Below are 15,276 nucleotides of genomic sequence, written 5' to 3' on the forward strand. Positions count from 1 at the left end.
TATTTTGAATCGTCTGTGCTAAAATATTAAATTGATAAGTTCATTGTCTTTAAGAGTGAAAAGATAGCACAAATATTATATAATAAAATTTCTTTGTATGATTTAATTCACGACAACTTTATGTACGAAGGTTTGTTAAGATTGCTTATTAGGATCATTGATTGGTTAGTTATATTTTGATTCAAAGAAAAAAGGAGTGATGCTAACTACTAAAATATGTAGTTAGCGTCACTCCTTAATTTGATTTGGTATATCGCGGTTAATTATTTATTGAATATTATTAGGTGATTATTGGATGGTTAAAATACGGCGATTAGTATTTTACAAGGCCTGGCATCTTTTCAGGCGTAGCCCACAATTCCGGCCACTCCAGCCACCACTTGTACTTATCAATTTGTTCGGTACCATAGCCAAACATATCATCCATGCCTTTAAGCAGTTTGGATGAGGCTTGCCCATGGCTGCCGATCCATACTCCGGCAGCATGGAACCAAGACTCCTCTTTTGTATTCCACGGGCATACCTTCATGCACCGGCCGCAGGAAGAGCCTTCTTTATTTGTCGTCCGGAATTTCGCACATATTTCCATGTTACTGTTCCAACGCAAATAGCCGTTATACTCAACCGGCTCTGTATCCTGGGTGATGGCACCCGAGGGACAATTGTCCGCACATTTTTTACATACCCTACAAAAGTCCTGCAGACCAAAATCAATCGGTTGGTCCGGGGCCAACGGCAAATCCGTTGTAACCGCAGCTACTTTGTGGCGGAATCCTAAACGCGGATGGATGGAGCAGTCTCCTGTTCTGGATAATTCACCTAGTCCGGCTGAAATAAGACACGGTGTCATAACGGCCTTGTAGTTTCTGGCATGATGTGCCCTGGCATTATAGCCAAGATTACGAATATAATTGGCTAAGACGACAGCAATAACACCGGTAGTATGGTATCCTAAAAAGGATTGGGCGCCGCTGATCTGATCATACCCGGTAGAGGCCAACATTGTCTCTAAGTTTTGGTCGACCATGACCGTAATAACGTACGGTAATCTGTCTGTCACAGGAGTAAGTGCTTTCTCAAGATCGTTCACTGCCAAAGCATGCTGATCCGTGACCTTATGAGAATACCAGGCAAAATCCGGCATTTTACCGATTCCTACCTCGTCGGCCCGCAGGAAGTACGCAAAGTCCTTGATGTTCTGGGACATTTGCTCCGGATCAGGAATATTCAGTTTGACTGGGGACACTTTACCTTGGACTGCCGGTTCTGTTGCCAAGATCATTAAAGTATCGTGTTCGGCTGCCCCGGCAGGATCTTTTCTAATAAAGTACCCCCTGCCAATTTGAGACTCTTTTCCGTATAAGCCACGACCGGCCCGTGAAAACCCTGTCTCTGCTTCGCTGATATTTTTGACCTCGCCAACGAGCTTTGTCGTGCCAAGCCATTCATTATTAAATGTAGCAAATTTGACCGAAGCAGAGCCATATTGTCCGGTGGGCTTTAGCTTAGATCTCGCACCATTTACTGTAACGCTTGAACCTACAGCCGCCTCAGCAGCAACAGCAGGCATCGTGCCAACCGTGCCCATAAGTCCCATGGTAACCGCCGCTGCTGCACCGGCCTTCAGAAACTTGCGACGGTTCATCTGAAGGCCCTGCTGTTGGTTTCTATCATCAGCAAGATTTTTTGACATGACTATTTTGCCTCCTTCATTTGTTTCATTAGGCTTAATCCATTTTTCCCGAGGAAACCCAGGAGCCTCGCCAGAATAACCGCAAAGATAATGGACAGACCAAAGAATAAGAATATTCCCGTACTTGTAGCTTTGACGTGACCAACACGGCTATTCAGAAAAACAAATGAGATGCCTGTACATGTAATCAAGTACCAAATGACATAAAGAGACCAGTTGAGGACCGTCATTATTTTATTTTCGCGTTTCATAAATGGTTTTAGCGCTAAAATACCGGCTAAGAAAGCAATTCCGCCAATAAAAACTAAGAATACGCCCAAAAGACCCACCTCCATAAAATTTTGTAGTTTTTTGTACGTACATTCACTACCACTAAACTAAAAGTACCAAACTGAATACCCAAAAACTTTAGCTAGTGCTAAATTTGATTATTTTCATTCTTCGTGAAGTCTTTCTGATAGATTACAACATCCGTTCATATAGATATCTGAATTTTAATTCCTGCTAAAAATATGAGAGATCCCGTTTGTTACAATAGGTATGATAACGCGTACTGATAACGCGTACAAAAAGGATGGTTCTGAAAAATGCATCAATTTCAATTGGGGCAATATAAGGGCTTAAATATTAGACCTGAACCTATGTTTTCAGAGGCTGATCTGGACACTGCTGTAACCGAAGCAATTTCTAACATGTCCTACCGATGGGCAAAAAAAAATAAGCCTATTTCCATAGGTGACGAAATCATCGTCTCAGTAAATGCACATTATGAGAGGCAAATTGTCCCGGAATTATGTATGGCAGATTTTAAATATACCCTCGGTGACCCGAAGCTCCAAGAACAATTTAAAAACGCCCTCGGAAAAAAAGAGGGCGAGTGCTTTGAAATGGACATTATGATTTCCCAAAACAATCCGATTGAACGTTAAATAACAGCAAAATAATTGCTAAGGATTTAGACGATTAAAAAACATGTGTCCCCTGAGTCATCATTTTCAGTTTTTCTGCATCATAAATGATAATTTTTTTTCTCTTTTTTTCCATCACTTTATTTTTTCTTAACCAGCCTATTACTTTGGAAGCGGTGACATAATGCGTCCCCGTTATTTCAGAAATATTCTCTAGAGATAATTGAATGTTAATTTCATAATGATCACCGGTTTTTACGCCATTGGCAATATAGAGTTCATAAAACAGCCTGACGATCCTGACTGCTGGATTGAAATAATCTATCTCTGCAGCTTGCTTCATGTAATAAGAAGTTTTTGATAAGTAGTTTCTTATGATGTCGAAGGGGATTTCATCATTCAAGCTGAAAATTTTTTTAAGCTGTTCTTTTGAGAAGAAACAAACCTTACTGTCTTCAAGCGCGATCGCATAACTATCATTGCAGGTCTCGTATAACTTGCCCACTAAGCCATGTTTTCCGGTAAAGTAAACAAGCCTTTCCCTGCCGTCATCGAGTAGCTTATTTACTCTTAGCCTTCCGGAGACCACATAGATGAGTGAAGAACATTTGTCTCCCGGCCACATGACAGCACTGCCTTTAGCATAAGTCTTTACAGTCCCCAAATTAATAAATTCCTGCAACCTTTCAACTTCAAAAAATGTATCCGGAATAGCCCCTCCACATTTTTCGTTTTCTTCCATCCACTTTTCCCCCTTCACCAAGATTTTCACCGAATCCACATCATATTAAAATTCTATCATATTTTGATCCACCATATTCTAAAAAAGTATAATTTGTTTGCATAAAGTATAATTCAGATCATTTTTCTGAAATAAACGAACCCTCATGAATAAAAATCCATGAGGGTTTGTCTATCAATAACTTCTGCACATATTCTTAACTCAGTCTCGATATAAAAAAGCTGTTGACGCCCAGCTTTTTCGTTCGTCGTACAACAGCTTTTTTATTGCATTCATTAATTTTTCAGAGATACCTTTGGAAAATTAAAGTTTATAGAACTCCATGAGACGGCAGCGGCGCGATTAGAATGCTTACGGGAGGCAGTTTGTAATTTTCCGGCCACTCAAGCCACCATTTATATTTCTCGATCTGCTCGGTGCCATATCCAAACATATCATCAATGGCTTTCAGCATCGACGCAGAGGTTTTAGTCTGGCTTCCAAACCAAGTTCCCGCCTGGTGGAACCATGAATCTTCCTTCGAATTCCACGGGCAGACCTTCATGCATCTCCCGCAGGATGCACCTTCTTCATTACTTGCCCGGAATTCGGCACACTTGTCTGCATTGGTGGTCCAACGCAGGTAACCGTTCACTTCTTTCATATCATCATCGAGTGAAATAGCGCCGGAAGGACAATTGTCGGCACATTTTTTACAGATACGGCAAAAGTCAAGAAGGCCAAAATCAACGGGTTTATCCGGAGCAAGCGGCAAATCTGTTGTAATAGCAGCCACCTTATGGCGGAATCCCAAACGGGGATGAATGGTACACTCACCTGTGCGTGATAATTCACCCAATCCTGCCGCTATAATAACCGGAGGCATATTTGCGTTATAATCCACAGCGTATTGCGCCCGGGCGTTATAACCAAGATTTCTGATATATTGAGCGATGATAACAGAAATCATTCCTGTTGAATGATATCCCAGGAAAGATTGGGAGAGGCTGATGGCATCATAACCTGTGGAAGCGAGCGTTGTTTTCAAATTCTGATCGACCATAACCACAATAGCATATGGCATGTCCGGTTCAGTCATCGGTTTGACGCACTTTTCCCTGGGCAACTCTAACAATTCTCTTCCGGGAAACGGTTCATATATTACCTTTTCGGAATAGTAAGCATACGACGGCATCTTGCCGATTCCCACATCGTCGGCTCTTAAAAAATAAGCCAGGTCTTTGATATGCATCGACATTTGTTCTGGATCAGGGATTTCCGTTTTCACAGGAGCAACAGGACCTTCCACGAGGGGTTTCGGTAGGGCGGTGCTCATAACTATCGCCATGGCCATGGGGTCTTTGGGTATAAGATTGTAGAGTCCCAATTGTCCCCTTTCACTGACTTTTCCCTCAGCACAACGATCAAACCCGCTGTCGTATTGGCTAGTTCTCTTTATCGGTCCGACAATTTTAGTAGTTCCCAGCCACTGGTCGTTTTGTTCTACAAAACGAAGTGAGACGCTGCCCATATCATGAACAGGATGTAGTTTGGACCATTGACCTTTGGGTGCGGGTGTATACTTAAACGTCTCGCCCGCCGCACTGGCGACCTTGGCAGGTGCTGTCAGCGCCCCAACAACTCCCATAGCAGTAGCTGCAGCACCGGCTTTCAGGAAATTTCTCCGGTTTATCTTTAACTGCTGTTTTTGTTCGTTACTCAATTTTTTCCCTCCCAATCAAGCTTGTTGTGAACTTGCGTTTCCCGTTTTTTTCACGCCGATAAAACCTAGCAACCGTGCCTGAACGACAGCAAGCACCACTGATATCCCTAAGAACAGGAATATAGCCGTACTTGTTGCTTTAACATGGCCGACCGATGCGTTAATGTAAACAAAGGAAACCCCCATCCACGTGATGGCATACCAAATAACATATAAGGCCCAGTTCAGTACTGTTTTCCACATTAAGTCCCTTTTGGCGCGAGGTTTAATAAAAAGAATCCCCGCTAAAAATAACACACCGGCAATAAAAATTAAGAATGTACCCATTATCTTCACCTCCCTTTTAATATAATTTTAAAGATTTACTTGATAGGAATTTTAGTATGAACTAAGCATTAATAAATTTTTCGTATCATCACCTTCTGTAATTAGTTATAAATCCGATAAATAAAATATAAATAAATTTATATTTTTTGATATCTGTAATAAACAAACCCTCAGGAACAAAAATCCATGAGGGTTTGTTTATTGCAGATATAGTGTTTTAGAAAAATTTGTATCTATATGTTACTATCTTTAAAAAAGACGTTTTTCAAATGTTAACTCTTTTAATCTATCTAAATCATGGATAATGATTTTGCCTTTTTTTTTCTCAATAATTTTTTGCTTTATTAAATATCCTAATACTTTAGATACTGTAACAAAATGGACTCCTGATATTTCAGAAATTTGTTTCTGAGACAATTCAAGACGGACTTCATATGAATCCCCTACTGGTATTCCGTTAGATATGCATAGACCATAAAGAAGTCTTACAATTCTGACCGTAGGATTGTATAATTCCATTTCAACGGTCTGTTTCATAAAATAAATGCCTTTGGCAAAAAGATTTTTCATAATTTCAAAATATAAATCACTGTCAGTTTGAAAAATTGTTAAAAGCTGCTCCTTTGAAAAAAAACACACTCTGCATTTTTCTATTGCAGTCGCGTAGGCATTATCATTATTCAGCTGAAAAATCCTATCCATGACTCCATTTTTGCCGCAAAAATATACCAACCTTTGCCTACCTTCCTCTGTAACCATGTTGAGCTGGATTTTTCCCGAAAGTACATAGATTAGCATGCACTCATCCCCTGGTAAAATAACGGCACTTCCTTTGGCATAGGATTTCACAACTCCTAAATGGACAAATCTTTGCAATTTTTCAACGGGATAGAATGTGTCAGGAATTGTTCTTGTCAATTCATTAAAAAAATCGTATTCCATGGCTTTCTAACCCCCCCAATAATATACTTTCTTATTAATTTATATATTTTCCTTAAAAAATAATCTTATTTGTTTGCGCATGTATTAAATTTTTTTGTTAGTAAACTGTGTTAAGATACGATAAATAAACGGAATAATAACTTCATATATTGTTTTTTTTCAATTTCCATACATGCCGAAAATCATAATTTTATTATAGAATTTGCGATATTAGAATACAATAACCTTTTATCAAACTTTTTTATCAATTATAAAAATGCTGGTAACGGTCTATCTGACTATTACCAGCATATATCGGACTATTTACTCTTATTTAGGTTATTCCAACGTTTGATATAGAGCCATTAATTATAATTCAGGTCTGGTTATCAGAATGGCATTTTATCCGGAATTGATAACAGTTCAGGCCACTCCAGCCACCATTTGTATTTTAAGATCTGTTCCGTACCATAGCCAAACATGTCATCAACCGATTTGAGCAATTTGGCTGATGCTTCATTTTGGCTTCCGATCCAAGCCTGATGGAACCATGAATCTTCCTTGGAGTTCCAGGGGCAGACTTTCATACAGCGACCGCAGGAATTACCTTCTTCATTTGTTGCCCGGAAATCCGAGCACTTTTTGAAATCACTATTCCAACGCAAGTATCCATTATATTCAACAGGACTCTCATCATGTGTAATTGCTTGGACTGGACAGTTTTCCGCACACTTTTTACATATTTTGCAAAAATCCTGTAAACCGAAATTAATTGGCTTATCGGGAGCAAGCGGCAGATCCGTAGTAACACAAGCACCTTTATGGCGGAATCCAAATTTAGGATGGACTGAAGTATCACCTGTACGGGATAGTTCCCCTAACCCACTAGCTATAAAGGCAGGAGTAAAAACCATTAGAGAATTTTTAGCATGATGAGCCCTGGCATTATAACCAAGTTTTCGGATGTATTGAGCCAAGACAACAGCAACACCTGCTGTTTCACTTGTAGGACTGCGTACCACTGATTTGGTCATACCCTGTGGAACCCGACATCGTCTCCAAATGCTGGTCAATAATAAACGAAATAACATAAGGAAGGCGTTCAGTTACCGGGGCGACACATTGTTCCCAAGGCTTTTTAAATAGGCCTTTAGGATCTTCTACATGGTAGGAATAATATGCATATTCCGGCATTTTCCCTCCCAATCAAGCTTGTTGTGAACTTGCGTTTCCCGTTTTTTTCACACCGATAAAACCTAGCAACCGTGCATGAATTATAAATTTTCAAATTTTTTATATCGTTCGTACAATCCATATTAACTTTTTTTGCATGAAAAGATACTGTAAAAGAGGTGCTTCTCCAAGCACCTCTTCTTTTTGTCCCAAACCCAGAAATAACTGACGAAAGGTTCGTCAGTTGCTGATCAGATCTTTAAGTCTTTTTAAGTCAAAGATTATAATCTTATTGGATGTTTTACGCAAAATGTTCTTTTCTCTTAGATTTTGGAATATTTTGCAGACAGTCACATAATGGACACCTGTCATTTCAGAAATAGCCTTTTGCGACAACTTAATATTAATTTCATAAACATTGTTAACTAACTCTCCTTTAGTAAGGCAAAGCTTATAAAGTAATCGCAGAACCCGAACCGAAGGATTATAGAGCGCCATTTCCTTAGATTCATGCATAAAATACCCACATTTTGATGCATAACTCGTAATAAATTCACAGAGAACTTCCTTATCCTGCTGAAACATCTCAAGCAACTGGTCTTTTGAAAAATAGCATACAACGCTCTCTTCTTCTGAAACAACATCAACGAGACAATCATCAGACTGAAATAATCGATCAACAAACGTGCCAGCATCAGCATGGAACATCATCCTTTTTTTTCCATCCTCAGTTAGAAAGGTAATACCTAATTTTCCTGAAATAACATAAATAACGCTATCGATGATCTCTCCGGGTGAAACAACGGAATCTCCTTTTTGGTAATTTCGGACAATCCCCATATTGAGATAATTTTTTAACTTATTTATTGGATAAAAATTATTCGGTAAAATATAATTGTTGTTAAAAATTTTTTCCATAATTATTATTCCCCTAAAAATTTCATTCTATTGTCCTTTTTGTTTCTACGGCCTCCGACTTGTTATATGAATATTATCATAATTTAAAAACTCATAATGTTGGCGCATGCTACATAACATAAAAAATATTATGATCTATATCCCCTCCTTAAAATTTTATATAACATTTTGTTAATTCTGTATGATTAAAGTAACTCGATTATCTAAAAATAGAGAACTGTTCCCTAATATGAAAGGTCAGTCCTCTGCGATTATTTTCGTTGTATTTACTTAACGGAAGACCTTGATCTTATAGCCTTTCAAATTTTCGAAGTCCATATCACTAAACGGGGAATAAAATATCTGTCTTAACAAGTGCTTTCATGTTTAAATATCTGTGTTTGTTGCATTAACTTTTTTAGTTTTTCTTTATCATATATCAGCAATTTTTCCTTCTTCCTTTTTAGTATTTTCTGCTTTTTCAAGATACAAAATACCTTAGAGACCGTCACATAATGGACTCCGGTTATATCCACTATTGTATTATAAGATGGCAGCATGCTCGCTTCAATATGGTTATTGACAGGTATCCTTGGAAACACACAAAGATTATAAATCAATTTTACAATTCTAATCGTTGGGTTCAAAAATATTAAGGGGAAATTGAAAGGTTAAATCGATATGGTATAATTTGAAATCTAGTATAAACTAAACTAAAAACCTTTATCATTTAAATGACCATAAAGTAAATTACTAGAGGTATATATGGGAAGGGGCGAAGAAGGTATGAAATACGATTTTTCTGATGAGGTGTCAAGAACCATTCCTGACACATTTTACCCTGTCGAGAGACTGCAAAAATTTACCCATCTAGGAATTGTGAAATCCTATGCAAAAGGGAGCGCTATTACTTTACCAGGGGATAGGGAGCCGATGCTAATCTATGTGCTTTCAGGAAAAGTCCAAAACAAAATGGTAACAGAGGACGGCAGGGAAATATTGCATTATTTTTGCGGCAAAAATGGAATCCTGTGCAAGCTCTTTCCGATGAAACATGATAATTCCTATATAACTACTATAGAAAAATGCAGCGTATGTTTTTTCACGGAGGCGCAGCTCAAAGTAATATTTCAAATAGATGATGATATATTTTTTGAAATCTTAAAGAACACTTTTTCTAAAAGCCTTTATTATATGATGCAAACAGTTGAAATGGAATTATACAATCCGACGATCAGGATAGTAAGACTGATTTACGGTCTATGCATTTCCAACGGAATACCCGTAGGAAATTCATATGAAATCCGTCTCGAATTGTCTCAGAGAACTATTTCTGAAATCTCAGGAGTCCATCATGTCACGATATCCAAAGTATTAGGATATTTGGAAAAGCAAAAGATTATTGAGAAAAAGAAAGGCAAAATCATTATCCATGATTTAGATAGATTAAAAGAGCTAACATTTGAGAAACATCTTTTTTAGAAAAAACAAGGCTTATAATATATTCTTGCAACAACCAATTTTGAAGGGTGTCGTAGGTCAGACCAAAAGTATTATTAAGACTAGTCAGATGATGAAAGAGGTAGATCTCATCAATCAGGCAGTTACCAAATCCTATATTACAACAGTTCAGGATAGTGCTTCCGGAGAAATCCGGGAGATTTTTTTTATGTGCACAGGCCTGAAAAATATTAGCAATGTTAATTTAAATTAACATTCCCACCGGATAAATCAGTAGACTTATATCTAAAAGGAGGTGGATTTATGAGTACATTCTTAATTTTTCTTGCCGGTGTGTTATTTTTAGCGGGGATACTTTGGATTAGACCTCGCGCCCAAAAGGATCTAATGTGGAAAACGGTACTGAACTGGTCCTTATATGTTATTTGGTATGCCGTTACTTGGATGGGGATTTCCTTTGTTTACATTAATGCTAGCGTAGGACACGTTAAGGCATCCAGCACGGCAATTTTCCTATTCGGAGGCATTTCGATCATAATGGCAATAGTGCTGGCGCGCTTCTTAGGGTTTATCCGTATCAATAAAAAGGTCAATGAATCAATCGAGGCTTAGAGGAGGAAAATTAATGTCCGTAAATTCAGAAAATAAAGAAAAAGGAATAAGCCGCCGTGGTTTTCTGAAAACCGGGGTAGCAGCCACTGCAATGGGCGTCATGGGTGCGATTGCGGCACCCGCCAAGATCGCCAACGCAGCGGTAGCATCACCTAGTTTGGACTATCAGACCACCAAAGGACAATGGTCAAAATTGCGTCCTAAAGCGAATTATGGCGGTGCATCCGTCCGTTATGTCGAAAATAACGATCAATGGCTGGGGACAACCAAGATTGTTGGAAAAGTGAAGCAAACCAATGAGAAAGATGCCGGATTTGCCCTGGCTGTATCAGGAGAATTGGGTGATAAAGCAAGGGCCGGACTTTTTACTACACTGTTTAGACATCCTATGGCATTACCGTTTGCAAGTGCTATTGGAGCAGTCTCAGGTATATCTATGCTTACAGGAGAGCCAAATCCGCATAAATTGCCTATACCAGACCCTGAACAGATGTCCCAGCATATTAAAGATTTCGCCTATTACCTTCGAGCAGACGAAGTAGGTATCGGCAATATGCCTGATTTTGCTTATTACGAAAGTAACATGGAACCGCCCTTAGCCGCATATCTCATGCAAGCTGTTCCCATCAATACACCATTTGGAAAGGTGCCTATCACAGATAAAATGCCTTACGTTATTTGTATGGCTGTAGAGATGCATTTGGAAACTTGGTTGGGTTCAACAGGATATGACGCCATGGGTGTCACCCAATCGAATCGGTGTTACCATGCCGCTGCCAATGCGGCAATCATCATGGCAAGTTATATTCGTCAGTTGGGTTATCATGCCAGGGCCCATCATTTTGGGAATTACGAGGTTCTTATTCCACCTTGTCTGATTGCCTGCGGAATGGGTGAACTTACCAGGACAGTTGATACTGCTCTTCATCCTCGTATTGGTTTCCGTCATAAAACTTCAGCAGTTACAACGGATTTGCCTTTGGCAACGGATAAACCGATTGATTTTGGTCTGCAGGATTTCTGCAGAGTATGTAAAAAGTGTGCGGATAACTGTCCTTCTCAAGCTATTAGCTTTGATGATGACCCTGTACCGCACAATGGTTATCTCCGTTGGAATACTGATTCTAAGAAGTGTACGGTATTCCGCGCTGCTAACGATGAAGGCGTCAGCTGCGGAAGATGTGTGAAAGTATGTCCTTGGAACTCCAAAGAAGATTCTTGGTTCCATGAAGCTGGCTTGTGGATTGGCAGTAAAGGAGAGAATGCTTCAAAATTGCTTAAAGGTATCGATGATATGTTCGGATACGGCACGGAACAGATTGAGAAATATAAGTGGTGGCTGGAGTATCCGGAACTTTATAAGTATGACGTTGAAGCAACTCTCAAACGCATTAACTCTGCTGCACCTGCTGCAACTCACGGAACTCACGGAACTCACGGAGCTTCCGGAGCTTTATAAGTATGACGTGAAGCAATTCTCAACGTATCCAGTTAATCGGAACGATTTTAAGGCGTAATTTTTGAGGACTTTATCTTCTAAAAGAACTGGTGACAGTCTATCAAACTGTCACCAGTTCTTTTGTGGCTATGGCTAACGTGATTGATCCGCTTTTAGCGGATCCGTGTGTAGACGGGGCGAAGAATCTAAATATTTATTAAGAAATAACATGGTGAGACTGAACTTCACTTATTACAATCATGATGGCGACAGCCAAAGTCAATAAGATAAATAATAAATCCTCCATGCTTAATTTGCTTTTCATTCTTTTACCTCGATGTTATCCAATTCATTTGCAGATCTTACTTCAATTGCTTCGATTCCTTTGATTCCTTTACTTCCCCGAACTTTTTTCAATTTGGCTTTTTCTAAAATCCCCATAATATATCTCCTAGGGCGCAAAATGATCTCATTGAGTATCAAGCCCGGACAGAAAAACCTGCACCAGAATCTGCTGATAAAGAAGGAACTAAAAATCACGACCGGCAAGATAAGCCACTGAATGCCGAACCCCTGCCGGCCAAACAAAGTAGCAAAAGGTTCGTAGCCGGCAAAACTCGGTGATTTTGTCAGGAATGCGCCTATGAGTGCCAGGTAGATGAGTACATATCTTATTTTAGCCGCTTTGGCTTCGACTGCTTTATTGCAGCATTTGAATTTGCCGCCGCCTACTTTGGCCGTGATTTCCTGCAAAGCACCAAACGGGCAAAGCCAGAAACAGTAAACATTCTTTCCTAAGATAAAGGTGATCACCGGGATGCCGATTAAGAGGATATACCAAACGAGGTTTTCACGAATAGACGGGAAATTCCCCATGAGAAGTCCGGTAATATTTGCAAGCGAAATGGGCGTATTATATTGGAAACCAATGATGACTAAACTTCCTAAAAGGGCAAGCCAGCGTAATTTTTTTTGTTTGAATGCCACGCCAATCACCATCAGGATGACCAACGCTATGACGGCAATTTCCTTGGATCCGAACTTAAACGGTTCCACTTCATCCTTAACATTCAGCCCGAACTCGCTCCTGGCTACGGCATGGCTTCCCTGGGAAACCGCTTTGGCTATCCCCCTTGTAGAAAAGGTTGCGCCCGATATCCGGTCGATATCCTTGTTAATGGATAAAGGATCTGTGATGTCTTTTCCGATAAATCTTTCCAAATATTTCTGATCTAGAATATTATCGATAAATGATGGTGTATCCTTGTGTGCGGCGATAACCGTCCCGACAATTTTTCCTTGCAGGTTAATTCCGGTAACCATCTTGATCGGACCGCCATAAGCAACCGCTTGCTCGATTACGACGTAGCCTATTTTTTCTTCGCTGCCGTTTTGATCTTTTGTTTGCCCTTCGTATATAACAGGGGAAGACGCAATCTTTTGAAAAGATTGCGCTTCCGGAAAAACTTGATTCATAAAAGGCATGATATCGTTATCTGTATGAGTCCAGCTGAAACCTAACGTTATGAGGAATATAACTGCTGCAAACACAATGATTTTATTTGCTGAGTTTTTCATTTCTTGCTCCTGTTAAAGGTCTGCCTGACTGAAATTATGCGGCCTCTACTTTATCAGCTTTCTTTTTGGAGGGTATTAAAGAATTTAACCGTACCGTAACGATAACTAAGACAAGAAGGATCGCTCCGAAGATTAACAGCCCCATGCCTGCAGCCTGCATCTCACCTTCGGCAATGCTGTAGACGATCCAAGCCAGGAGAAATGCTCCCCAGATCACGGATATTGCCGTTAAGATCCAGCGGGCTAAGGACATTTTTCCTGCAGCCTGGAATTTGATATATACGAACCATATGGATGATGCCATGAGTGCTCCCAAGATTAACCAGAAAATAATCATATTACCTCTCCTCTTTTCTTATTTATTCCAGAATTCCTTTATTGCATCCGGAACAGAAATCTTACCATAACCGAACAAATCGTCAAAGAACCTCAGAACGGGTTTTGCAGGTGTTTCTGTGCCCAACCTTACTAAGTCGTGATGCCATTCCTGGCGTTTGTTGTAAGGGCAGACCTTAATACAAATACCGCAGTCAGTACCGACTTTTGACCATTGGGTCATACACTTCACGCCATCTTGAGCCCATTTTTTGACTCCTGGATTCGTTATGGAAGATGTTTTAAAACTTGGTTCTACATCATGGGATATGGCTTGTGACGGGCAAGCGTCAGCACATTTCATGCAGGTTTTGCAGAATTCCATCGCTCCGAAGGTAACCGGTTTATCAATAGCCAATGGCATATCCGTGAACAATTTATATATCCGCACTCTCGGCCCATATTCCTTAGTGACCATAATACCGATTCTGCTGATCTCCCCTAGGCCGGCCTGAATTGCCAAGGGAATACTTAAAGCCGTATCATTGGAACAAGGTATGGCCTGGTAGCCTAATGTCCTGATAAATTTAGCCAACTTATGGAGGAGAACACCCGCATCGGAGTATTCATTGCCGGAAGCAGCCCCTTGGGGCAAAGCCGGGGCAGTCTGATAGCAGTCATAATCCATTTCAAAAAGCGCCACAATAACATTTGTAGGCGTAAACGGTAACTTATTTGGAACAGGTTTACCCGTTGCGAGATCGAGAACTTCAGAAAAGAGCCACCGTTCATCATAAGGGCCAATCCCGACCTTACATGATCCCCAGAATTTTGTTACTCTTTTGATGATCGCGCTCGCAGCTTCGGGGCTTTCAAATTGGTACTTGTTGGGGTTTACTTCACCTTCCCAAGTAAATAACCCTTGCGATTGAAAACCCGGAGCGCCCAGACCCTTATTGATATCCTCTTCAATCGACCAGCAGGCATGATCAAAGGCGAACTCAAGCTGTCCCCAGCCCTCTCCTCCTTCTTGAGGTATTGTCCCAAACCTTTTTCCGGCATATTCTGCAGAGACAGCACCAATCGGAGCCTGAGAAGCCATGCTATACCGTTTGTAGTCACTGGAGATTTCCACCGGCATGTCATCATGCTCGACAACTTGTGCATTGGCGATGCTATTACTTCCCAGCAGTTCAGAACCGAACAATGCGGCACCTGCTGCTCCAACCCCTACTCCTAGAGAGGTCTTCAAAAAACCGCGTCTGCTAAATTCTTTGGAAAAGGTTTTTTTCTTCTGAGTTTTTTTCTCTTTGTCATTTTCAGGAATCATACCTTATCTCCTCCTTAAAATATTTGAACTACAAATATCATAGATAAAATAAAATATAATGAATAGATCTCTATTCAACAGATGTTCACTATACAACATTAATTAAATTTTAGGACAAAATAGAATTAGTTGTTTTAATATTAAAAGGGAGAATCAAGCGTAATAAAAAAAATTAGGCT

Annotated in this window: 15 protein-coding genes and 1 pseudogene; 5 read left to right on the forward strand and 11 right to left on the reverse strand. The window is 39.9% G+C overall.

The window, feature by feature from the left end:
* Positions 1-313 precede the first annotated feature (313 nt).
* On the reverse strand, positions 314-1,693 hold the full coding sequence (locus AAH944_RS11225; RefSeq protein WP_415534967.1) for a reductive dehalogenase: 1,380 nt from the start codon (positions 1,691-1,693) through the stop codon (positions 314-316).
* Between the two features lie 2 nt (positions 1,694-1,695).
* Positions 1,696-2,013 (reverse strand): dehalogenase, encoded by a 318-nt coding sequence (locus tag AAH944_RS11230; protein WP_131929308.1) that lies wholly within the window; start codon positions 2,011-2,013, stop codon positions 1,696-1,698.
* A 267-nt stretch (positions 2,014-2,280) separates the two neighbouring features.
* Here AAH944_RS11230 and AAH944_RS11235 point away from each other — a divergent pair, with 267 nt between their 5' ends.
* The gene (locus AAH944_RS11235; RefSeq protein ID WP_415534968.1) at positions 2,281-2,622 is read left to right on the forward strand and encodes a hypothetical protein; all 342 of its coding nucleotides are present in this window, start codon (positions 2,281-2,283) and stop codon (positions 2,620-2,622) included.
* Positions 2,623-2,656: 34 nt separating this feature from the next.
* Here AAH944_RS11235 and AAH944_RS11240 read toward each other — a convergent pair whose 3' ends face one another.
* The 6 genes and pseudogenes from AAH944_RS11240 to AAH944_RS11265 all read right to left on the reverse strand — a co-directional run bounded on the left by AAH944_RS11240 (position 2,657) and on the right by AAH944_RS11265 (position 8,384).
* Entirely contained in the window at positions 2,657-3,343 is a 687-nt protein-coding gene (locus tag AAH944_RS11240; protein WP_415534969.1) for a Crp/Fnr family transcriptional regulator, read from the reverse strand.
* A 310-nt stretch (positions 3,344-3,653) separates the two neighbouring features.
* Positions 3,654-5,045, reverse strand: a complete 1,392-nt coding sequence (locus AAH944_RS11245; protein WP_415534970.1) for a reductive dehalogenase — start codon at positions 5,043-5,045, stop codon at positions 3,654-3,656.
* Between the two features lie 15 nt (positions 5,046-5,060).
* Positions 5,061-5,372 carry a dehalogenase gene (locus tag AAH944_RS11250; protein ID WP_415534971.1) on the reverse strand — a complete coding sequence of 104 codons (312 nt, stop codon included), beginning with the start codon at positions 5,370-5,372 and terminating at the stop codon, positions 5,061-5,063.
* Positions 5,373-5,621: 249 nt separating this feature from the next.
* Positions 5,622-6,314 carry a Crp/Fnr family transcriptional regulator gene (locus AAH944_RS11255; protein WP_415534972.1) on the reverse strand — a complete coding sequence of 231 codons (693 nt, stop codon included), beginning with the start codon at positions 6,312-6,314 and terminating at the stop codon, positions 5,622-5,624.
* Positions 6,315-6,682: 368 nt separating this feature from the next.
* Positions 6,683-7,493: pseudogene (locus AAH944_RS11260) on the reverse strand (reductive dehalogenase); the annotation flags it as partial.
* A gap of 213 nt (positions 7,494-7,706) precedes the next feature.
* Positions 7,707-8,384, reverse strand: a complete 678-nt coding sequence (locus AAH944_RS11265) for a Crp/Fnr family transcriptional regulator (protein WP_415534973.1) — start codon at positions 8,382-8,384, stop codon at positions 7,707-7,709.
* A gap of 765 nt (positions 8,385-9,149) precedes the next feature.
* Here AAH944_RS11265 and AAH944_RS11270 point away from each other — a divergent pair.
* From AAH944_RS11270 to AAH944_RS11285, 4 genes are read left to right on the forward strand one after another with little or no spacing between them, the layout of a single operon-like run.
* Positions 9,150-9,845: a Crp/Fnr family transcriptional regulator gene (locus AAH944_RS11270; RefSeq protein ID WP_415534974.1), complete on the forward strand. Its 696-nt coding sequence runs from the start codon at positions 9,150-9,152 to the stop codon at positions 9,843-9,845.
* A 40-nt stretch (positions 9,846-9,885) separates the two neighbouring features.
* Positions 9,886-10,077 carry a hypothetical protein gene (locus AAH944_RS11275; RefSeq protein WP_415534975.1) on the forward strand — a complete coding sequence of 64 codons (192 nt, stop codon included), beginning with the start codon at positions 9,886-9,888 and terminating at the stop codon, positions 10,075-10,077.
* A 50-nt stretch (positions 10,078-10,127) separates the two neighbouring features.
* A complete protein-coding gene (locus AAH944_RS11280) occupies positions 10,128-10,436 on the forward strand; it encodes a dehalogenase (RefSeq protein ID WP_415534976.1) in 309 nt (102 codons plus the stop codon).
* 13 nt (positions 10,437-10,449) lie between these two features.
* Positions 10,450-11,895: a reductive dehalogenase gene (locus AAH944_RS11285; protein WP_415534977.1), complete on the forward strand. Its 1,446-nt coding sequence runs from the start codon at positions 10,450-10,452 to the stop codon at positions 11,893-11,895.
* A gap of 300 nt (positions 11,896-12,195) precedes the next feature.
* Here AAH944_RS11285 and AAH944_RS11290 read toward each other — a convergent pair whose 3' ends face one another.
* From AAH944_RS11290 to AAH944_RS11300, 3 genes are read right to left on the reverse strand one after another with little or no spacing between them, the layout of a single operon-like run.
* On the reverse strand, positions 12,196-13,452 hold the full coding sequence (locus AAH944_RS11290) for a 4Fe-4S binding protein (protein ID WP_415534978.1): 1,257 nt from the start codon (positions 13,450-13,452) through the stop codon (positions 12,196-12,198).
* A gap of 34 nt (positions 13,453-13,486) precedes the next feature.
* A complete protein-coding gene (locus AAH944_RS11295; RefSeq protein ID WP_415534979.1) occupies positions 13,487-13,789 on the reverse strand; it encodes a dehalogenase in 303 nt (100 codons plus the stop codon).
* 18 nt (positions 13,790-13,807) lie between these two features.
* Positions 13,808-15,097: a reductive dehalogenase gene (locus AAH944_RS11300; protein WP_119776297.1), complete on the reverse strand. Its 1,290-nt coding sequence runs from the start codon at positions 15,095-15,097 to the stop codon at positions 13,808-13,810.
* Positions 15,098-15,276: the final 179 nt, after the last annotated feature.

This window comes from Dehalobacter sp. CP (assembly GCF_047652685.1).
Classification (GTDB): domain Bacteria; phylum Bacillota; class Desulfitobacteriia; order Desulfitobacteriales; family Syntrophobotulaceae; genus Dehalobacter.

Bases quoted from the DNA above. Each gene is read 5' to 3' on its own strand.
- AAH944_RS11225 (WP_415534967.1), bottom strand. From the start codon at position 1,693: ATGTCAAAAAATCTTGCTGATGATAGAAACCAACAGCAGGGCCTTCAG.
- AAH944_RS11235 (WP_415534968.1), top strand. From the start codon at position 2,281: ATGCATCAATTTCAATTGGGGCAATATAAGGGCTTAAATATTAGACCT.
- AAH944_RS11240 (WP_415534969.1), bottom strand. From the start codon at position 3,343: ATGGAAGAAAACGAAAAATGTGGAGGGGCTATTCCGGATACATTTTTT.
- AAH944_RS11250 (WP_415534971.1), bottom strand. From the start codon at position 5,372: ATGGGTACATTCTTAATTTTTATTGCCGGTGTGTTATTTTTAGCGGGG.
- AAH944_RS11255 (WP_415534972.1), bottom strand. From the start codon at position 6,314: ATGGAATACGATTTTTTTAATGAATTGACAAGAACAATTCCTGACACA.
- AAH944_RS11265 (WP_415534973.1), bottom strand. From the start codon at position 8,384: ATGGAAAAAATTTTTAACAACAATTATATTTTACCGAATAATTTTTAT.
- AAH944_RS11270 (WP_415534974.1), top strand. From the start codon at position 9,150: ATGAAATACGATTTTTCTGATGAGGTGTCAAGAACCATTCCTGACACA.
- AAH944_RS11280 (WP_415534976.1), top strand. From the start codon at position 10,128: ATGAGTACATTCTTAATTTTTCTTGCCGGTGTGTTATTTTTAGCGGGG.
- AAH944_RS11285 (WP_415534977.1), top strand. From the start codon at position 10,450: ATGTCCGTAAATTCAGAAAATAAAGAAAAAGGAATAAGCCGCCGTGGT.
- AAH944_RS11290 (WP_415534978.1), bottom strand. From the start codon at position 13,452: ATGAAAAACTCAGCAAATAAAATCATTGTGTTTGCAGCAGTTATATTC.
- AAH944_RS11295 (WP_415534979.1), bottom strand. From the start codon at position 13,789: ATGATTATTTTCTGGTTAATCTTGGGAGCACTCATGGCATCATCCATA.
- AAH944_RS11300 (WP_119776297.1), bottom strand. From the start codon at position 15,097: ATGATTCCTGAAAATGACAAAGAGAAAAAAACTCAGAAGAAAAAAACC.